This window comes from Catenulispora subtropica (genome assembly GCF_039531675.1).
Lineage (GTDB): Bacteria > Actinomycetota > Actinomycetes > Streptomycetales > Catenulisporaceae > Catenulispora > Catenulispora subtropica.
The window spans coordinates 44,628-61,345 of the sequence record NZ_BAAAQM010000038.1 but is presented as its reverse complement, the minus strand read 5'-3'; the positions used below and the strand labels follow the sequence as shown (position 1 = coordinate 61,345).

General features: G+C 73.1%; 22 protein-coding genes and 1 pseudogene. 11 read left to right on the top strand and 12 right to left on the bottom strand.

Annotated elements, in window-relative coordinates; translation table 11 throughout:
• Positions 1 to 8: 8 nt before the first annotated feature.
• From ABD466_RS28360 to ABD466_RS28345, 4 genes are read right to left on the bottom strand one after another with little or no spacing between them, the layout of a single operon-like run.
• Complete coding sequence (locus tag ABD466_RS28360) at positions 9 to 836, bottom strand: SigB/SigF/SigG family RNA polymerase sigma factor (protein WP_344660245.1); 828 nt, start codon at positions 834 to 836, stop codon at positions 9 to 11.
• Positions 833 to 1,348 (bottom strand): ATP-binding protein, encoded by a 516-nt coding sequence (locus ABD466_RS28355; protein ID WP_344660244.1) that lies wholly within the window; start codon positions 1,346 to 1,348, stop codon positions 833 to 835. Before ABD466_RS28355 ends, ABD466_RS28360 begins: the two co-directional genes overlap by 4 nt.
• Complete coding sequence (locus ABD466_RS28350) at positions 1,345 to 1,728, bottom strand: hypothetical protein (protein WP_344660243.1); 384 nt, start codon at positions 1,726 to 1,728, stop codon at positions 1,345 to 1,347. The genes ABD466_RS28355 and ABD466_RS28350 overlap by 4 nt, the downstream gene beginning before the upstream one ends.
• Positions 1,729 to 1,734: 6 nt before the next feature.
• Positions 1,735 to 2,019 carry a hypothetical protein gene (locus ABD466_RS28345; protein ID WP_344660242.1) on the bottom strand — a complete coding sequence of 95 codons (285 nt, stop codon included), beginning with the start codon at positions 2,017 to 2,019 and terminating at the stop codon, positions 1,735 to 1,737.
• 139 nt (positions 2,020 to 2,158) lie between these two features.
• Here ABD466_RS28345 and ABD466_RS28340 point away from each other — a divergent pair, with 139 nt between their 5' ends.
• Positions 2,159 to 2,485, top strand: coding sequence for a hypothetical protein (locus tag ABD466_RS28340; protein ID WP_344660290.1), 327 nt, complete (start codon positions 2,159 to 2,161; stop codon positions 2,483 to 2,485).
• A gap of 4 nt (positions 2,486 to 2,489) precedes the next feature.
• Here the strand turns inward: ABD466_RS28340 and ABD466_RS28335 are convergent.
• Positions 2,490 to 2,858, bottom strand: a pseudogene (locus tag ABD466_RS28335) (transketolase); the annotation flags it as partial.
• Positions 2,859 to 2,975: 117 nt separating this feature from the next.
• On the opposite strand from ABD466_RS28335, the gene ABD466_RS28330 reads away from it, so the two are divergent.
• From ABD466_RS28330 to ABD466_RS28320, 3 genes are read left to right on the top strand one after another with little or no spacing between them, the layout of a single operon-like run.
• Positions 2,976 to 3,227, top strand: coding sequence for a hypothetical protein (locus tag ABD466_RS28330; protein ID WP_344660241.1), 252 nt, complete (start codon positions 2,976 to 2,978; stop codon positions 3,225 to 3,227).
• Positions 3,228 to 3,232: 5 nt separating this feature from the next.
• Positions 3,233 to 4,003, top strand: coding sequence for a phosphatase PAP2 family protein (locus ABD466_RS28325; RefSeq protein ID WP_344660287.1), 771 nt, complete (start codon positions 3,233 to 3,235; stop codon positions 4,001 to 4,003).
• Complete coding sequence (locus ABD466_RS28320; RefSeq protein ID WP_344660240.1) at positions 4,000 to 4,698, top strand: phosphatase PAP2 family protein; 699 nt, start codon at positions 4,000 to 4,002, stop codon at positions 4,696 to 4,698. The genes ABD466_RS28325 and ABD466_RS28320 overlap by 4 nt, the downstream gene beginning before the upstream one ends.
• Here ABD466_RS28320 and ABD466_RS28315 read toward each other — a convergent pair.
• Positions 4,676 to 5,617, bottom strand: coding sequence for a YihY/virulence factor BrkB family protein (locus tag ABD466_RS28315; RefSeq protein WP_344660239.1), 942 nt, complete (start codon positions 5,615 to 5,617; stop codon positions 4,676 to 4,678). The two genes, ABD466_RS28320 and ABD466_RS28315, sit on opposite strands and share 23 nt — an antisense overlap.
• A gap of 9 nt (positions 5,618 to 5,626) precedes the next feature.
• On the opposite strand from ABD466_RS28315, the gene ABD466_RS28310 reads away from it, so the two are divergent.
• A complete protein-coding gene (locus tag ABD466_RS28310) occupies positions 5,627 to 6,583 on the top strand; it encodes a diacylglycerol/lipid kinase family protein (RefSeq protein ID WP_344660238.1) in 957 nt (318 codons plus the stop codon).
• A gap of 49 nt (positions 6,584 to 6,632) precedes the next feature.
• On the opposite strand, the gene ABD466_RS28305 is transcribed toward ABD466_RS28310, so the two are convergent.
• From ABD466_RS28305 to ABD466_RS28290, 4 genes are read right to left on the bottom strand one after another with little or no spacing between them, the layout of a single operon-like run.
• Entirely contained in the window at positions 6,633 to 7,067 is a 435-nt protein-coding gene (locus ABD466_RS28305; protein ID WP_344660237.1) for a hypothetical protein, read from the bottom strand.
• Positions 7,068 to 7,081: 14 nt separating this feature from the next.
• Positions 7,082 to 7,255: a hydrophobic protein gene (locus tag ABD466_RS28300; RefSeq protein WP_344660236.1), complete on the bottom strand. Its 174-nt coding sequence runs from the start codon at positions 7,253 to 7,255 to the stop codon at positions 7,082 to 7,084.
• A 52-nt stretch (positions 7,256 to 7,307) separates the two neighbouring features.
• Positions 7,308 to 8,306 carry a serine/threonine-protein kinase gene (locus ABD466_RS28295; protein WP_344660235.1) on the bottom strand — a complete coding sequence of 333 codons (999 nt, stop codon included), beginning with the start codon at positions 8,304 to 8,306 and terminating at the stop codon, positions 7,308 to 7,310.
• A gap of 28 nt (positions 8,307 to 8,334) precedes the next feature.
• Positions 8,335 to 8,694 carry a helix-turn-helix transcriptional regulator gene (locus ABD466_RS28290; protein ID WP_344660234.1) on the bottom strand — a complete coding sequence of 120 codons (360 nt, stop codon included), beginning with the start codon at positions 8,692 to 8,694 and terminating at the stop codon, positions 8,335 to 8,337.
• Between the two features lie 75 nt (positions 8,695 to 8,769).
• On the opposite strand from ABD466_RS28290, the gene ABD466_RS28285 reads away from it, so the two are divergent.
• Entirely contained in the window at positions 8,770 to 9,321 is a 552-nt protein-coding gene (locus tag ABD466_RS28285; protein WP_344660233.1) for a CGNR zinc finger domain-containing protein, read from the top strand.
• On the opposite strand, the gene ABD466_RS28280 is transcribed toward ABD466_RS28285, so the two are convergent.
• On the bottom strand, positions 9,314 to 9,841 hold the full coding sequence (locus tag ABD466_RS28280; RefSeq protein WP_344660232.1) for a helix-turn-helix transcriptional regulator: 528 nt from the start codon (positions 9,839 to 9,841) through the stop codon (positions 9,314 to 9,316). The two genes, ABD466_RS28285 and ABD466_RS28280, sit on opposite strands and share 8 nt — an antisense overlap.
• 130 nt (positions 9,842 to 9,971) lie before the next feature.
• Between ABD466_RS28280 and ABD466_RS28275 the strand changes: the two genes are divergently transcribed.
• The 4 genes from ABD466_RS28275 to ABD466_RS28260 all read left to right on the top strand — a co-directional run bounded on the left by ABD466_RS28275 (position 9,972) and on the right by ABD466_RS28260 (position 14,734).
• Positions 9,972 to 10,304: a WhiB family transcriptional regulator gene (locus tag ABD466_RS28275; protein ID WP_344660231.1), complete on the top strand. Its 333-nt coding sequence runs from the start codon at positions 9,972 to 9,974 to the stop codon at positions 10,302 to 10,304.
• Between the two features lie 91 nt (positions 10,305 to 10,395).
• Positions 10,396 to 10,845: a sugar:proton symporter gene (locus ABD466_RS28270; RefSeq protein ID WP_344660230.1), complete on the top strand. Its 450-nt coding sequence runs from the start codon at positions 10,396 to 10,398 to the stop codon at positions 10,843 to 10,845.
• Positions 10,846 to 10,961: 116 nt separating this feature from the next.
• Complete coding sequence (polX, locus tag ABD466_RS28265) at positions 10,962 to 12,695, top strand: DNA polymerase/3'-5' exonuclease PolX (RefSeq protein WP_344660229.1); 1,734 nt, start codon at positions 10,962 to 10,964, stop codon at positions 12,693 to 12,695.
• 122 nt (positions 12,696 to 12,817) lie between these two features.
• Entirely contained in the window at positions 12,818 to 14,734 is a 1,917-nt protein-coding gene (locus ABD466_RS28260; protein ID WP_344660228.1) for a hypothetical protein, read from the top strand.
• 109 nt (positions 14,735 to 14,843) lie between these two features.
• On the opposite strand, the gene ABD466_RS28255 is transcribed toward ABD466_RS28260, so the two are convergent.
• Positions 14,844 to 16,004, bottom strand: coding sequence for an FAD-dependent oxidoreductase (locus ABD466_RS28255; protein ID WP_344660227.1), 1,161 nt, complete (start codon positions 16,002 to 16,004; stop codon positions 14,844 to 14,846).
• 76 nt (positions 16,005 to 16,080) lie between these two features.
• Here ABD466_RS28255 and ABD466_RS28250 point away from each other — a divergent pair, with 76 nt between their 5' ends.
• Positions 16,081 to 16,677 carry a TetR/AcrR family transcriptional regulator gene (locus ABD466_RS28250; protein ID WP_344660226.1) on the top strand — a complete coding sequence of 199 codons (597 nt, stop codon included), beginning with the start codon at positions 16,081 to 16,083 and terminating at the stop codon, positions 16,675 to 16,677.
• Positions 16,678 to 16,718 lie beyond the last annotated feature (41 nt).

The window sequence follows — 16,718 nt, the reverse complement described above, 5'->3', positions numbered from 1 at the left end:
TCGGCGGCTCAGCCCGGGACGCCCAGCCGCTGCCGCAACCGCCCCAGGATCTGCGACAGCAGCCGGGACACCTGCATCTGGGAGACGCCGAGCTCGGCCCCGATCTCGGCCTGCGACATGTTCCGGAAGAAGCGCATCAGCAGGATGCGCTTCTCCCGGCCGCTCAGCTGTTCCAGCAGCGGCTTGAGAGCCTCGCGGTCCACCACCAGGTCGATGCCCGGATCCTCGCCGCCGAGCAGGTCGCCCAGGGTGGCGCCGTCGCCGTCGGCGAGCGCCACCGGCGTGTCCAGCGAGGCGGTGTGGTACGCGGCGACGGCCTCGTAGGCGTCCACGACCTCGTCCAGCGGCAGGTCGAGGAAGAACGCGACGTCCTCGGCGCTCGGCGCGGTGCCGAGCCGCTGGGTGAGCTCCTCCTGCGCGCCGCGCACGGCCGCGGACAGCTCCTGCATCCGGCGCGGTACGTGCAGGTCCCACGTCGTGTCGCGGAAATGACGCTTGATCTCGCCGGAGATGATCGGGGTGGCGTAGGTGAGGAAGGTCGTGCCGTAATCGGGGTCGAAGTTGTCGACCGCCTTGACCAGCCCCAGATAGGCGACCTGGTCCAGATCCTGCGCCGGCTCGCCGCGCTGCCGGAAGCGGCGGGCGACGAAGCGCGCATAGGACATGTACTCCCCGATGACGTGCTCGCGCAACGCGTCGTGCTCGGGGTGGTCGGAGGGCATCGCGCACAAGCGGGACAACGCGGCGCGCGCCTCGGCCCGCTCTCGCTCCCGATCGTCTTGCGGCTGTTCTTCCCGCAGTCGCTCGGCTTGTAGTTCGTCGACGGGCGTGTTCATCCCTGCCTCCCCGCGGCTTGTGTCTTCCGGATCTCCACGCGGACGGTCGAGCCGTCGACGTGCCAGGTGAATCCGTCGACCAGCGCGGTCAGGATCGTCCACCCGAATTCGCCGGCGTCGGGGGTGACGAAGGCGTCGGCCTCCATGCTCAGCGTGATGAACAGGGCCGGGCCGTCGGCGACGAACGTCGCGGCCAGGCCGTCCCCGTCGGTGCCGCGCCGCAGCCGGACGCAGTGGCGCAACAGCAGGCCGCACGCCTCGTCCACGGCCAGCCGCAGGTCGGCGATCTCGGCCGGGGTGCAGCCCAGGCGCGGCGCCAGTTGTCCGCACGCCGCGCGCAGGATGGAGACGTACTCCGGGTCGGCCGGGATGCGGATCGTGACGACGGCGGGGTCCGGCGCCCCGGCGCCCCCCGGCCGGTCTCCCCAGCCGTCGGGCCGGCTTCCGGAACCGGGGCCGTCGCGGCGCTTTCCGGGATCCCGGTCCGCGGCCCCGAAAGGGGACGAGCTCATCGGCCCCGGGGGCTCGACCGGTCGCACCACGCCTGCCGGGCGCGGCCCGCGGTGGCGTCGGTCCACTCGGCCAGTTCGCGGGCCAGCTGGTCGCGGGCCTCGGCGTACTCGCCCAGGGCCCGGCCGCAGGCCCGGTCGGCGTGCTCCAGCTCGGCTTGCGAGCGCGCCAAGGAGACCAGGTCGCCGGACCGCTGGGCGTCGCGGACGCGCTCGGCGACCCGGTGCCGGACCCGGGTGGAGGCGGCCATCGTGGCCTCGGATTCGGCCTCGGCCAGCAACAGCTGTCCGAGCCAGGCATCGTGCACGGTCTGCTCCGCGGTGCGGACGGCTTCGCGGTCCGCGGCCCCGCCGGATCCTTCGTCGGCTTCCCACGCGTCCATCTCCGCTCACTTCCCGCGCGCCTGGAGGCGGTCGCGTACCCACCGGCTGACGACGAAGGCGGCCAGCGCCCCCGCGACGGAGACGACCAGTTCGATGACCCGGGCCTGCCAGACGGAACGCTCTCGTTCGTAGGCGTGGGCGTGGGCGTGGGCGTGGGCGTGAGTGGGGGAGTGGGCGTGAGTGGGTGAGTGGCTGTGTCCGGGCACGTGCACCACGGCGCCGACCCCACCCCGTACGCGCTGCCCGGTGGCCTGGACCGCGTTGAGTCCGTCGCTGACTATGTTCGTCATCTGTCTTCGCTCCTCGGCTCGTTCACTCGCAATGCCTGAGCCGCCCTGCTGCCCGCACCCCCCGACGGGTAAACGGTCGTGTTAGCGAACCGCGCGGCTGGGTACCGGAGGTCACACCCGAGGAGACTGTCAGGGAGCGATGATGAGATTCCCGTGGTTCCGGACCAAGCGCGCCGCCTACCGGCGGCTGTTGGCCGAAGTGGTCGAGCACGAAGTCGTCCGCGAGGCCGAGGAGATCGTGGGCGCGGCGTGGATGGCGGGACTGTTCGAGGCCGCCGGGCAGGCGGCGGGCCGGGTCCGGCCCGGGGGCCAGGGACTGAACGAGTTCGTCACCCGCGAGCGCGAGGTCTGGGCGACGGCGGCGAAGGCGCGCGCCCTGGGCGCGATCGCCGATCGGGAGCGGTTGGCCGAGGCCGCGCGCGCGGCCGGGATGCGCGAGGTGTCGGTCGTCGAACTGCTCGGATGAAGGCCGGCGTCGGGTGGCCCTGCAGGCGGCTGCCGGCCCGCCGGTAGGTCGTCACGAGCTCGTCGTCGGAGACCACGCCGGCCGCCTTGAACATCGCGTACAGCAGCGGCGAGGCGTGGCCCTTGGAGAAGATGAGGCGGTCGTTGCCCCCCCCGGCGTCCGGATCGTGCCAGTCATAGCGCAGGTGCCGCGTCATCAGGACCGCCATCAGGTCCGCGGCCGACATCCCGGAGGTGGGGTGCCCGGAGCCGGCGGCGGTGCTGGACCGTATGGCGTCGGCGCGCAGCCGCCGCGCCAGTTCGTGGACGTCGCCCCTGACACTGGTCGGGTGCACGAGCAGGATCCGGTCGGAGACGGTGTCGGTGGTGTTCATGCGAACTCCTCGATCGAGGGCGGACCGCCCGCCTGCCCGCATCGGCCGCGGCGAACCGGTTTGACCGCGCCTGTGCGGGATACCGGGACGCGGCGCAGCCAGAAGGAGGTTCCGGACATGCGGGAGCGCATCGAGATCGCCATCGGGTCGGCCGTCCAGGGGGACGAGGGCTTCGTCGGCGAGGTGGAACGGATCGACTTGGACCCCTCGGGCGGCTTCGCCGCCCAGGTGGCGGTCCGTCCCCGGCACGAGGGCGGGGCGACGCGGCTGGTCCCGGCGGCGCTGCTGGAGCAGGGCCCGGACGGCCTGCGGCTGGCCCGGACCCTGCAGGAGTTCGAGGAACTTCCCGCAGACGGTCCGGCCCGGTGACCGCGATGACCGCCCGGGCCTCCCTGCGCCGCCGCGTGCACGAGCGGTTCGGCGCGCGCCTGGGCCTGACCCTGTTCGTCGCGGTCCCGGCCGCCGCGCTGGCCGGCCTCATCGCGGTCGCGGTCGAGAGCGCCTGGGACCCGTTCCGCGAGCTCGACCGGCGCACGGCGACCGCGCTGCACGACCACGCGGCCGGCCACCCGCTGGTCATCAAGACCCTGATCCGGGTGTCGGAGGTGGGCGGCCCCACGCCCTTCCGCGTCCTGATCGCCGTCGTCGCGGTGTTCCTGTGGATCCGCGGCGCGCGCCGCCTGGCGCTGTGGGCCGCCTCGACGATGGTCGCCGGCGCCGTGCTCGACATCGGCCTGAAGACCCTCGTCGACCGGGCCCGGCCGCATCTGCCGAACCCGTTCGCCCACGCCCCCGGGGCGTCGTTCCCCTCCGGCCACGCCCTCACGTCCGCTCTGGCCTGCGGGATCCTCGTCCTGCTCCTGCTGCCGCTGGTCGGCAGAGCCGGCACCGTCGTGGTGTGGACGGTCGCGGCGGTGGTGGTGTTCGCGGTCGGATACAGCCGGGTCGCGCTCGGCGTGCACTGGGTCACCGACGTGGTCGGCGCCTGGCTGCTGGCCGTCGCGCTGCTGGCGGCCACGGTCTCGGCGTTCCAGACCTGGCGCGTCGAGCACGGGCTGCGGCCGGCCCGGCCGGCCACGGAGGGCGTGGAGCCGGAGGAGCCCGAGGAGATCCTGCCCTCCGACCGTCCCGGGGGCGGGGAGTGACCGCCTCGACCGCCGGGCTCGCGCAGCGGCGCGACCCGCGCGACGCCGGGATCCGCCTGGTCCTGGGGCTGGCCGTGGTGTTCAGCGTCCTGGCCGCCGCCGGCTGGCTCGTCACCGGACGGCTGTCCCACGTCTGGCCGCTGCGATCCGAGGACGGCGTGAACCGGGCCCTGGCCCTGCACCGGAACCATGTCCTGAACGGCGTCTCGGGCTTCTTCTCCACGCTGGCCGACACCCCTTCGGCGATCCTCCTGAGCGCCGTGGCCTTCGTCACCATCAGGGTCCTGAGCCACCGGTGGTCCGAAGCGGTGTTCGTCGCGACCGCCCTGGTCTGCGAGGTCGGCGTCTTCCTGCTGACCACGCTGGTGATCGAACGGCCGCGGCCGGCGGTGCCGCACCTGGACGCCTCCGCACCGCCCACGTCCAGCTTCCCCTCCGGTCACGTGGCGGCGTCGGTGGCGCTCTACGCGGCGGTGGCGCTGGTGGCTTGGCGCCACGGCGCGCCGTGGCCGGTCTGGGCGCTGCTGACGGTGCCCTGCGCGGTCGGCTTCTCCCGCCTGTACCGGGGCATGCACCACCCCAGCGACGTGGCCGCCGGGGTGCTGCTCGGCGTGCTGTGCGTGGTGCTCGCCCACCACGTGGTCCTGGAAGCCTGCCCGGCCCGCCCCGGCCTCATGCGCCGGGATCGGAGGTGACCGGCGAGGCCACCCCCGCCCGGCGGCTCTCCAGCTGCGCGGCGAACGCGATGCCGTAGAACAGCGCGATCGCGCTCAGGTTCGCCCACAGCAGGAACGCCAGCACCGCGGTCAGCGGGCCGTAGGTGGCGCCGAAGGACTGGCTGCCCTCGACATACCAGGCCAGCACGCCGGTGACCGCCGTCCAGGCCACCAGGGCGACGCCCGCGCCGAACACCAGCCAGGTGGCCGAGGGCTGGCGGCGGCGCGGCGCCTTGCGGAACAGGACTCCGGCCGAGACCAGCGCCAACAGCGCCCCGACCGGCCAGCGGGCCGGCTCCCACGCGTGCAGCCGGCCCGGCGGCCACCGGTAGACCTCGGCCAGCGCGCTCCCGAACGACTCGCCGAACACCAGCAGCGCCAGCCCGCAGGCGATCGGCACACCGGCCAGCACGGCGCGCAGGAACGCGCCGCCGTACTTGGCCGGGAAGGGCCGATCGCGCTGCACGCCGTATATGCGGTTGGCGCCGCGTTCGATCTGCCCCATCGCCACGGTCAGCGACAGCAGCGCCGCCGCCAGGCCGAGCCACAGCGCCGAGCGGCCGCCGTTCCCCGCACCTTGCAGCGCCTCGTGCACGGCGGGCCGGCTGGCCGGGGGAGTGACCCGTTCGATGGTCTCCTGCAGCGCGCGGCCCCAGCGGGCGTCGTGCGCGGTCTGGGCCAGACCCACCAGTGCGATCAGGCCGGGGATGGCGGTGAGCGCCATCTGGAGCGCCAGGGCACGCGCGTGGCTGAACCCGTCGCCGTAGCGCAGCCGCACGAACGCGTCGCGCAGCAGCGTCCCGGTCCCGGTGGTGCGCAGAGTGCGCCACGCGTCGTCCGCGGACAGCTCCTCGCCGGACATCGTCCGGGTCTGCGGAACCTTCGTCGTCGTCGACATGGGGCCCGCATGTCCGGAACCGGCCGGATCATGCGCGGTTTGGGGGAGGCGCCGGCGGGCAATCAGGGCGCGATGGCACAGGTCGCGGTCGTGGTTCACGAGGAGAAGCTCGCGGCGGTCCGGGGCGCGGACCCGCGGGAGCTGCTGCGTGCGGCGTTGCTCGCGCGCGGCGAGCCCCCGCCGAAGCTGTATCCCACCAGCAGCGGGGACGCGGGGGAGGGGGCGACGCGGGCGGCGCTCGCCGAAGGCGCGCAGCTCGTGGTCGTGTGCGGTGGCGACGGGACGTTGAACGCCTGCGCCGCCGCGCTGGCCGGGACCGGCGTGCCGATGGCCGTGGTGCCGATCGGCACGGGCAACCTGGTGGCCCGGAACCTGGGGATTCCGCGCGATCTCGCCTCGGCCGTGGCGACCGCGGTCGGCGGCGCCGAGCGGCCGGTGGACCTGGGGCGTCTGGGACCGCCGGACGGCGGCGTGCTGGTCGGGATGGCGGGTGTGGGCCTGGACGCCGCGATGGTGCAGGACGCTCCGAAGGCGTTGAAACGCCGGGTCGGCTGGCCCGCGTACGTGGTGTCGCTCGTGCGCCATCTGGCGGACCGCGGTTTCCCCGCCGTGGTGGAGGTGGACGGCCGGCGCAGCCGTCACTGGAACGTCCGCACCGTCGTGGTCGGCAACGTCGGCGCGCTGCACGGCGGACTGGCGCTGTTCCCGGACGCGCAGCCGGACGACGGGGTGCTGGAGGTGGCGGTCCTCGCACCGCGGACGGTGCTCGGGTGGATACCCGTCGCGGCGCGGTTGCTGCGCGGCGGAGGCGGGCCGCCGACGGTGGTGCGGCGGCGCGGCCGGCACATCGTCATCACCGGCCGCGGCTCCCTGCGGCGCGAGGCCGATGGGGAGCCGCTGCCGGACGGCAGCGTGCTCGACGTCACCGTGGAGCCGGGCGCGCTGTTGCTCCGAACGGAAGGATGAGGGCGGCGGATCCTCGTCGGATCCGCCGCCCTGTCCCCGCCGACCGGTCTCAGCTGTCGATCAGCAGGTGGAATGCCTCGCGGCAGCGGAGCAGCCGCTCCCGCCACATCTCCTCGTCGCCTGTCCCGGACGTTCCGGCCCCGGGCTGGGCGACCGCGTCCGCGATCTGGCCCACCCGGCGCTTGACGCTGTCGGCCAGTTCGGCGACGAGGCGTTCGGCGGCCTCGGCCGCGCGCTGCGGATCGGCGACGAAGCCGGTCTGCACCGCGTCCCACTCGGTGAGGAACCCGGCGCGCTGGTCGTCGGCCAGCAGGGACGCGTCGCGGGGGCGGGCCGGCCGGCCCACGGGGGCGGCGTCGGCCTCGATGGGCGGTTCGGCGGCGGGGTCGGGGGCGGTGGCCGCGGTGGTGCCGCCGCCGTCCAGGCTGCCGTCCAGGCCGCCGGGCCGCGTCGCGGCCGGCCGGAGGTCGAAGTCGTTCGTCATCGTCGTCTCCTCCTTCACCATCGCCCGTACCAGCGGCGTCGGGTGCCGGCGGTCGCACCGCCGCCGAACCCGAAACCGACGAGCCAGGCCACGAACACGATCACGGCGATCCACCACAACAGGTGGGCGGCGAACCCGAGCCCGCCCAGGATCAGCGCTATGAGCAGCACGGTGAGAATGACGGCCACGAGCTGCTTCCCCTCTCGTCAGGGAGGCTTCGGGAGAGCGGACAGTGGTCGCTCACGTCAGTCGCTCCTTCCGGATGGTTCCGTGCCGGCCGGCCCGTTCCGGCCGGCGGCGTCCTCCGGGTGTCCAGCCGGGGCGGTGGTAAACGTCCTTCTCGCGCTCGTCGGCGACGCCGGCCCCGTCGACCCCTGATCCGGCCGGTTCCGGCCGCCGGTGCCGCGCCGGAACCGGAGCGGCCGGCAGGTCCCCGGGGCAGATCAGGCTCCGCAGTTGTCCGGCCGTCGGCCGCCGCCCGGGGTCGACGCACAGCATCGCGGCCAGCAGCGCGCGCCACTGCGGGCTCAGCCGGTCGGGGATCCGGGGCGGCCGGTTGACCACCCCGGCGACGCGCTCCAGCGGCGGGCCCGTGTACTCCGGCCGGCCCGTGAGCGCCTCGAGCAGGACCAGACCGAGCGAGAACACGTCCGAGGCCGGAACGGCCCCGCGGCCCCGCGCCTGTTCCGGCGCGAGATAGCCGGCGGTGCCGACGACGCAGCCGGTGGCGGTGTCGGTGGGGCCGTCCCACGCGTGGGCGATGCCGAAGTCCGCCAGGAAGATGCCGCCTTTCGGGTCCATCAGCACGTTCGCGGGCTTCAGGTCGCGGTGGACTATGCCCCGTGCGTGGATGTGGGCCAGCGCGTCGGCCAGCGCCGCGCCCAGCCGGGCGACCTCGGCGGGCGGCAGCGGCCCGCCCTGGATGATCCGCGCCAGATCCTCGCCCTGGATCAGCGGCATGACGAGGAACCGCCGGTCGCCGTCCCGGCCCGCGTCCAGCAGCGGGACCAGGTGCGGGTGGCGCGGATGGCCGACCGCCGCCAGCAGCCGTGCCTCCTCGGCGAACCGTCCCACCTGCTCGGGCCCGTGGTCCGCGGCCAGCAGGACCTTCACGGCGACCGGCCGCGCCAGCCGGACGTCGGTGGCTGCGAAGATCTCGGCCGCTCCGCCGACGGCGATGCGTTCACCGAGCCGGTAGCGGCCGCCGAGGACGGGCCGGCGGGTGGCGGGAAGAGTCACCGCCGCCCGATATCCCGGATCCGGGGGTTTACACGTCCGGCGCTGATTCCGTCGGCTCCGCGTCCGGTCGCTCCTCCGGCTGCTCCGCCAGCAGCTCCAGGAACGGACCGACCCGCAGATCCCGTTGCGCGGCGTGGCGGAAGGGCAGATCGAGGTTGACGCCGTAGTGGTTGCGCCGCCCGACCTTGTTGCGGGTGACGTAGCCGGCCGCCTCCAGATCCGCGATGATCGCCGCCGTGGCCCGCTCGGTGATGCCCGCCGCGGCGCTCAGCTCCCTGATCCGGGCCTGCGGGTTGCGCGCGATCTCCACCAGCACATGGCCGTGCGACGTGAGCAGCGTCCACGCGTCTCGTTTGCCAGTGCGTGTCACGTCGCGATGATAACTCATCGGAAGCGAGAAACATGTTTGGTGATTCATGCTTCGCCCGCGATTCGCCGTGCGGATCGCGGGCATGGGGGTCGGATGGAGATCCTGGCCTACGCCGACCGCGCGGTCGAGCTGGTGAACACTGACGTTCCCGGTGCGGACCGCGACTACTTGTCCTCCGAACAGGATGTGCGCCGCCTGCTGCCGGCGGCCTGGACCATCACCCGCCAGGCCGCCGAGGACGGCCTACGCGAGCTGCGTGAGGTCCGGCCCCGGCTGCGCCGGGTCTTCGAGCAGGCGGCGGCCGGGAACGGCCGCAGCGCGGTGCAGGCCGTGAACAAGTTGTTGGGCGATTTCCCTGCCTCACTGTCGATCAGCGACCACGACGACGATGGCTGGCACATGCACCTGGCCGACGCGGACTCCGGTCCGGCCCGCCGGTTCGTGACCGGGGCGGCGCTCGGGCTGGCCTACACCATCGCCGAGCGCGGGCCGGAGCGGCTGGGGGTGTGCGAGGCCACCCCGTGCCGGGCGGTGTTCGTGGACACCACCACCAACTCCTCGCGGCGCTACTGCTCCGACCGCTGCGCGACGCGCGCGAACGTCGCCGCCTACCGGGCCCGCAAACGGGCGGCCGCGCTCAGCTGAGGCCGGGTCCCAGGGGGTCGCCGGAACCGGGCGCCGGCGGTGCGGTGAGCGGCGCCGGCCCCGGGAGCGGTGCGGGCGGTTCGGGAAGCGGTGGAACGGCGGCACCGTCCGCCCCATCCATCACATCCATCACCTCCGCCACCGCATCCATCACCTCCGGCACAGCCGCCGCGGCGACACCTTCGGGAGCGGCCGCCACAGGGCCGGCCGGCGCGAGCCCCTCGGCGAGGCTGGTGCCCGTGAGCAGTTCCAGGAACGGCCCCACGTGCAGCCCGTTCTGCGCCGAGTGCCGGAACGGGTTGTCTCCGTTCAGCACGTACTGCGTGCGTCGCCCGACCCGGATGCGCTCCACGTACCCGGCCCGCTCCAGATCGGCGATGATCGACTGAGTGGCGCGCTCAGTGATGCCGATGATGGCGCTGAGGTCGCGCACCCGCGCCCGGGGGTCGCGCGCGATCTCGACGAGGACGTGGCCGTGGGAGGTGAGCAGCGTCCAGGGCCGGCGTTCGTCTCCCTCCATCTTTCGAGCATATCGCGGCCGGTATGGAATGGTGTTGATTCCTCGCAAGCTTCTGCGGCCGGTCGCCTGGTTCACGGCACGCCGACGGGGTAGACGGGCGCTTCGATCAGAAGATGCCCGGGAGGCCATCATGCGACTGCTCCTTCTCCACGACGACCCCGTGCGCCGCCATCAATGGCAGGACCGGGCCGCGTGCCACGACTACGGAAGCGACCTGTTCTTCGAGCCGGACAACGAGCTGCGCGTCGTGCGCGCCCGCCGTGAGCAGGCCGCGAAGCGGGTCTGCGCGGCCTGCCCCGTGCGCGCGGAGTGCCTGCGCTTCGCCGAGTCCGGGCCGGAGGTGTTCGGCGTCTGGGGCGGCACCACGCAGCGGGAGCGGGCCGTCCGTCGGCGCCGGCGCAAGCGGCGGGCCGCCCGCCGCCCCGGGGAGTCCGCGAGCGGACCGGCCCGTTTGAACGCATGAGGGCCGGGCAGGACGGCGCCTTCAGCCGGATCCCCCGTCGCAGGGGGCTGCCTCCGCGCCGGGATCCGGCCTCGTATGGGAGGTGATCGACATGGCGGTGATGAAACCGCAGACCACCACGACCGAGCCGGTCGAGGTGGGATCCCGGGTGTTCCTCACGGCGCTGGGCGCCCTCGGCCTGATCCTGGGCGCGTTCCAGCCCTGGACGCGGCACCTGGACGGCACGGACTTACCGTGGGGCGGTCTGTCGCAGGACACCGTCGACGTCCCCGACAACGCCATGCGCACCCTGGGCGCCGCGGCCATCGCCCTGGGGCTGCTCGCCGTGCTGGGCCTGGCCGACGCCAGCGGCATGCTGACCCGCGTGGCCGGTTCGGCCGGGATCGTGGGGCTGGTGCTGTTCATCATCCAGGTCGAGCGCTCGCCGTTCCACAGCATCGAGGACGGGGTCTGGATCGCGATGGCCGGCTCGGTGCTGTGCGTGGTCGCCGGGCTGAAGGCCGAGCGAGTGAAGGTGCCCAAGGAACCAGGGGACTACTGATCGGTTCCGGGCCGGTCTTGTCGGTCCGGGCAGGTCTGATCAGGTCTGATCGAGGCTGGGCGAGTTTGGACAGGTCTGGGCAGGTCGTTTCCGGGCGGCTTTCCTAGACTGGCCTCATGGCGCGGCTCAACGACGAAGTCGGCGCGCTGCTCCAGGAGTACGCCGACCTCATTCTGCTGACCGGCGGCAACGCCTTCCGGGCACGGTCCTACGAGAAGGCGGCCCGCTCGGTCGGCGGCTATTCGGAGGACCTGGCCCACCTCGACGAGGAGGGGATCCACAAGATCCCCGGGGTCGGCGACTCCACGGCCGCGAAGATCGCCGAGTACCTCGCGACGAAGCACATCGCCGCCCTCGACAAGCTGCGCGCCCAGGTCCCGCCCGGCGTCCGGGAGATCACCTCGATCCCCACGGTCGGGCCGAAGACGGCCGTCCAGCTGTACCGGCAGCTCGGGATCAAGTCGGTCGACGAGCTCCGGGCGGCCATCGACGCCGACAAGGTGAAGGGCCTGCCGGGGCTCGGGGCGCGCGCCGTCGAGAACATCCGGCAGGGCATCGACCAGGTGAGCCGGGCGGGACGGCGCTCGCTGCTGAGCACCGCGCTCGACCTGGCCGAGGAACTGGTCGCGGCGATCAGCGAGGTGCCGGGCTGCACCCGCTGCGCCTACGCCGGCTCGCTGCGGCGGATGCGCGAGACCGTCGGCGACGTCGACATCCTGGCCACCGCCCGGGACTCCGCCCCGCTGATGGCGGCGCTGCGCGACCGGCCGGACGTCGCCGACGTGATCGGCAGCGGCCCGACGAAGACGTCCGTGCGCACGGCGAAGGGCCTGCAGGTGGACCTGCGGGTCGTCCCGACGGCGGACTGGGGGGCCGCGCTGATGTACTTCACCGGCTCCCGCGCGCACAACATCAAGCTGCGCGGCCGCGCGGTGAAGGCCGGGATGAAGCTGTCGGAGTACGGGCTCTTCGACGTCGAGACCGGGAAGAAGCTGGCGTCCCGGACCGAGAAGGAGGTCTACGCGGCGCTCGGACTGCCCCTGATCCCGCCGACGCTGCGCGAGGACCGCGGCGAGATCGAGGCGGCGCTGGACGGCGAACTCCCGGACCTGGTCACCCTCAAGGACCTGCGGGGCGACCTGCACACCCACACCGACCTCACCGACGGCCTCGCGCCCCTGGAGGCGATGCTCGAAGCGGCGGCCGGTCTGGGCTACGCGTACTACGCCGTCACCGACCACGCGCCGAACCTGGCGATGCAACGTATGACCGACGACAAGATGCTGGCCCAGCGCGAACGTGCCCGCGCCCTCGACCGCACCTACCACGGCATGCGCGTCCTGCACGGCACCGAGCTCAACATCGACGCCGACGGCGGCGTGGACTGGCCCGCGGACTTCCTGGCCGGCTTCGACATCTGCGTCGCCTCGATCCACTCGTCCTTCAACCTGGACCGCGGCGCGCAGACCCGCCGCCTGATCCGCGCGTGCGAGAACCCCTTCATCAACATCATCGGCCACCCGACGACCCGCCTGCTGGACCGCCGCGAGCCCATCGACGTCGACCTGGACGCGGTCTTCGCGGCCGCCGGCCGCACCGGCACGGCGCTGGAGCTCAACTCCTCCCCGCACCGCCTCGACCTGAACGACGAGCAGATCATGGCCGCCCGCCGCCACGGCGTCCGCTTCGCCGTCGACAGCGACGCCCACTCGGTGCCGCAGCTCGTGGGGAACCAGAGGTTCGGCGTGGCCACGGCGCAGCGCGGGTGGCTCGGTAAGGACGACGTCATCAACACCTGGAGCCTGACGCGGCTTCGGCGCTTCTTGCGGAAGTCCGCGGTGCGTGAGTAGGCGGTGCGGGGGATGTCCTTGTGTGACATCCCCATGAGCTTGACCTATCGTATTATTTCAGAACACTGATGCAGTGGCTGACCAGGGGTAGTCTCCCCGCCTCGCAGTCTGGACCGGATGTCATGGCTCCCACGCGCCGAACCGTCCTCGCCGGGGCGGTCGCCACAGCCTTCTCCACCGCCGTGCCCTTGAAGACGAGCGCCGCCGCGGAGCCCCTGCCGCGGCTTTCCAACCTGGCGCACCTGGACTTCCTCCGCGCCTCGGTCACGCCACCGCCGACCCCTGGACACGCCACGTACGGCTCCGACCGGCTCGGCGTCTTGTGGACCTACGCCGACCGCCAAGCGGACGGCTCATACAAGCGGATCGGCGGGGGCACCTACGATCCGGTGACCGACACCTACAGTCAAGGTGCCTACAACGCCGACGACATCGCGCGAGCGGCCGTCGTCTACATCCGGCACTGGCAGCAGTTCCACGAAGCGTCGTCGCTCGAGGCGGCGCGCGGGCTGCTCCGGGCGCTCACCTTCCTGCAGTCGCCCAACGGCAACGTCGTCCTCTGGATGCAACCCGACGGCACTCTCAACCCGAGCGCCATCCCGGTCGAGCTCCCCGATCCCTCCGATTCCGGGCCGTCGTACTGGCTCGCCCGCACGGTCTGGGCGCTGGGGGAGGGCTACGCCGCGTTCCGGCATACCGACCGCGCGTTCGCGGGCTTCCTCCGGGACCGGCTCGAGCTGTCGATCGCCGCCCTCGAACGCCAGGTCCTGCCGCGCTACGGCCACTACAACGTCGTCGACGGCCGACGGCTCCCGGCCTGGCTGATCGTCGACGGCGCCGACGCGACGTCCGAGGCGGTCCTCGGGCTCGCGGCGTACGTCCGGTCCGGAGGTTCGGCCGATGCCCGTCGGGCCCTGGCCCGCTTCGCCGAGGGCATCGCGATGATGAGCGCCGGCTCGACGCGCGAGTGGCCGTTCCGCGCGCTCCTGCCGTGGGGCGCGTCGATCTGCGACTGGCACGCCTGGGGCGCCCAGATGTCCTCCGCGCTCGCCGCCGCGTCCGCGGCGCTGGGCTCGGCCGAGCTCCTGGCCCCCGCCATCGGCGACACCGCCGGTTTCACTCCGCTGCTGCTGACCTCCGGCGGCCCGGACAACGGCTGGCTCCCGGCCCCGACCGACCGGACCCAGATCGCGTACGGTGTCGACGCCCGCCTCCAAGCCCTCCTCGCCGTCGACCGTCCCGGGCACAGGCACCTCGCCGCCTTCGTCGCCGCGTGGTACTTCGGCGCCAACCGCGCCGGCCGGCCGATGTACGACGCCGAGACCGGCCGCACCTACGACGGGATCTCCGGCGCCGGCGTGGTCAACCGCAATTCCGGCGCCGAGTCCGCGATCCACGGCCAGCTCTCGATGCTCGCCCTCGACGCGCGCCGCGACGTCGCACGCCTGTCGGGCCCCTGGTCGTACGACGGTCTCCAGACCGTCGAAGCCGAATCCGCCGCCGGCGGCACGGTCGTCACCCCACCCTCGGCCTGGACCGGCGAATCGCAATGGAGCAACGGCTCCTACCTGGCCCTCGACGGCACGGCGACGTGGACGATCCCGCCGGCCACCCAGCCGCGCCTGGTCCTGCCGGTCGTCAACCTCCTCGACACGCCGACGCCCGCGCGCACGGCCTGGACCAGCGGATCCCGCTCCCTGGGCACGCTCACCCACCGGTGCGGGCCGCAGGGCGTCTCGGCCGCCCCCGGAGCGCTGCAGCCGTTGACGCTCGACCGTCCGCTGCCCGCCGCCGCCACCACGCTCACCGCGAGCTCCACGGGTCCGGCCCAGGTGGACGCCCTGCTCCTGCTGCCGATGCTCGGCACCCTCATCGTCGGCGCGTCGACGCTGCTGGCCAGCGTCGACGTCGTTCCCCGCGAAGTCAGCGCGCCTGGCAAGCAGGTCTTGACCTTCGACGCCGACGGAGAACCCGTCGCGTCCGGTGAGCGGGCGCTCGTGCCGCCCGGCGGGTTCGCGGTCGTGCGGAACCGGCCGTGAAGGGTGGCGGCCTCCAGGTCGCGGACCTGCAGCGCGACACGCACAGTGCCACGATCGCCACCAGTACGCCGTCCTGACCGCTCCGGCCGACGAGGCGGTCCGCCGTCGGTCACGACGATCGCAAACCGGCGTTCTCCTTCGACGCCTGCGTGGTCAGGAACGTGCTCACCCGGCGCAGGAAGTACGTGTAGTACCGGCTCATGAGGCGGTCGGGCGTCATGCGGTAGAACGTCGGCAGGTAACGGTCGGTCATCTCGGATCCGGCGAGCCGTGCGGCGTACGCCGCCGGGCGGGCCCGGGACCGTTCGTAGTCCGCCAGCGCAGCCGCCAGGTCACCGGGCGTCTTCCGCAGTGCTTGCGCGAGCGCCCAGGCGTCTTCCAGGGCCTGGTTCCCGCCCTGGGCGACGGTCGGCGGCATGGTGTGCGCCGCGTCTCCGAGCACGGTGACCCGCCCTTTGCTCCAGACGCGGGGGATCTTGTGCCCGTAGTGGGCGAAGTACTCGACGTCCTCGTCGGTGACCGCGTCGAGCAGGGCGTCGACCGGCGAGGACCAGTGCCCGAACCGCTTGCGCAGCATGGCGACCGGCGAGTCCGGCCGCGGCTCGTCAGGAGTCTGCCGCAGGTCGAACCACCACTGCAGGAGTCCGTCGCCGGCGGGCATCAGGCCGCAGAAACCCTCCGGCCCGAGGATCATCAAGCCGCACATCGACGTCGTGGTCTCCAGGGTGATCCGGCTCAGGCCCTGCCAGGTGGCCCAGCCGCTCGGCTGGAGCGGGTCCGATCCCCACACGTGCTTGCGGACGACGGACCGATAGCCGTCCGCGCCGATCACGAGGTCCGCCTCGGCCGTGGAGCCGTCGGCGAGAACGGCGGGCGCCTTGTCCGCATCCTGCTCGACGCTCGTGACCTGGCGGCCGAAGACGACCGTTCCTTCGGGCAGGGCCGAGGCGAGCCGGCGCACGAGGTTGCGTCGCGGCATCGAGATGTTCGGGTGGCCGTAGCGCTCCTCGGCGCGGGCGATGTCGAGACGGAGCAGAACCCTGCTGTCGAAGGTCCGCTGCTCGAGAGCGTCGACCGGCGCGCCCAGGCCGTCGGTCGCGATACCCAGGTCCGCCAGTACCCCCGTTCCGTTGCTCCACAGCGTCAGCGCCGCTCCGGAGGTCCGGAGCTCCGGGGCCCGCTCGACGACGGTGACATCGTGGCCCTCCCTGTTCAGCGCGTGGGCCGCGGCGAGCCCGCCGATACCCGCCCCGATCACCAGAATCCTCACAGGTGTCTCCCTCCGACCTGCACGTCTGATACCAGTGCTGCCATAGTACTATAGCGGAACTGGTAACATGCGGACCGTGGCGCCTCCTCCCAACCTGCAAAGACGCCGGGCGATCGCCGACGGCGCGATCGCCGTCCTGGCCGCCGTGGGTGTCCACGGCTTCAGCCACCGAGCCGTCGACGAGGCAGCCGGCCTCCCGACGGGCACGTCCGCGAACTACTTCCCGAGCCGCGACGCCCTGTTGAGCGCGGCGGCCGAGCGTGTCCTGGAGCTGCACCGCGCGGACATGGAAGCGGCGAACGGCGCCGTCGCCGGCCCGATCGACCGCGACGGCCTCATCGGCCTGATCGCCCTCTCCCTGGAGGCCTCCGCGACGGTCCACCGTGACCGCTATCTCGCCGTCTACGAGCTGACGCTCGATGCGACACGCCGTCCGTCGCTGCAGGCGACCTTCGACGCGATGAAGGAGGAGGCCACGGACTTCACCCTGCGCCAGCACCGGGCCCTGGGCCTGGACACCTCGCGGGAAGATGTCGCCGTCCTCATCACGCTCTTCGGCGGCGCCCTCTACACACTGGTCACCGGGCAGGCCGGCGCCGTCACCTCGGCGACGGCGTACGCACTCGCGCGGCAGATGGTGGCAGGGCTAGATGAGGCGGTCGACCCGGACTGAGACCGCCCGCCGGATCGCGGCGGACCGCCCTTGCCGGCCCC

Excerpts from the sequence above, each read along its gene's own strand:
- ABD466_RS28360 (WP_344660245.1), bottom strand. The coding sequence starts at position 836 with ATGAACACGCCCGTCGACGAACTACAAGCCGAGCGACTGCGGGAAGAA.
- ABD466_RS28355 (WP_344660244.1), bottom strand. The coding sequence starts at position 1,348 with ATGAGCTCGTCCCCTTTCGGGGCCGCGGACCGGGATCCCGGAAAGCGC.
- ABD466_RS28350 (WP_344660243.1), bottom strand. The coding sequence starts at position 1,728 with ATGGACGCGTGGGAAGCCGACGAAGGATCCGGCGGGGCCGCGGACCGC.
- ABD466_RS28345 (WP_344660242.1), bottom strand. The coding sequence starts at position 2,019 with ATGACGAACATAGTCAGCGACGGACTCAACGCGGTCCAGGCCACCGGG.
- ABD466_RS28340 (WP_344660290.1), top strand. The coding sequence starts at position 2,159 with ATGATGAGATTCCCGTGGTTCCGGACCAAGCGCGCCGCCTACCGGCGG.
- ABD466_RS28330 (WP_344660241.1), top strand. The coding sequence starts at position 2,976 with ATGCGGGAGCGCATCGAGATCGCCATCGGGTCGGCCGTCCAGGGGGAC.
- ABD466_RS28325 (WP_344660287.1), top strand. The coding sequence starts at position 3,233 with ATGACCGCCCGGGCCTCCCTGCGCCGCCGCGTGCACGAGCGGTTCGGC.
- ABD466_RS28315 (WP_344660239.1), bottom strand. The coding sequence starts at position 5,617 with ATGTCGACGACGACGAAGGTTCCGCAGACCCGGACGATGTCCGGCGAG.
- ABD466_RS28310 (WP_344660238.1), top strand. The coding sequence starts at position 5,627 with ATGTCCGGAACCGGCCGGATCATGCGCGGTTTGGGGGAGGCGCCGGCG.
- ABD466_RS28305 (WP_344660237.1), bottom strand. The coding sequence starts at position 7,067 with ATGACGAACGACTTCGACCTCCGGCCGGCCGCGACGCGGCCCGGCGGC.
- ABD466_RS28290 (WP_344660234.1), bottom strand. The coding sequence starts at position 8,694 with ATGAGTTATCATCGCGACGTGACACGCACTGGCAAACGAGACGCGTGG.
- ABD466_RS28285 (WP_344660233.1), top strand. The coding sequence starts at position 8,770 with ATGGAGATCCTGGCCTACGCCGACCGCGCGGTCGAGCTGGTGAACACT.
- ABD466_RS28280 (WP_344660232.1), bottom strand. The coding sequence starts at position 9,841 with ATGGAGGGAGACGAACGCCGGCCCTGGACGCTGCTCACCTCCCACGGC.
- ABD466_RS28275 (WP_344660231.1), top strand. The coding sequence starts at position 9,972 with ATGCGACTGCTCCTTCTCCACGACGACCCCGTGCGCCGCCATCAATGG.
- ABD466_RS28270 (WP_344660230.1), top strand. The coding sequence starts at position 10,396 with ATGGCGGTGATGAAACCGCAGACCACCACGACCGAGCCGGTCGAGGTG.
- polX (WP_344660229.1), top strand. The coding sequence starts at position 10,962 with ATGGCGCGGCTCAACGACGAAGTCGGCGCGCTGCTCCAGGAGTACGCC.
- ABD466_RS28260 (WP_344660228.1), top strand. The coding sequence starts at position 12,818 with ATGGCTCCCACGCGCCGAACCGTCCTCGCCGGGGCGGTCGCCACAGCC.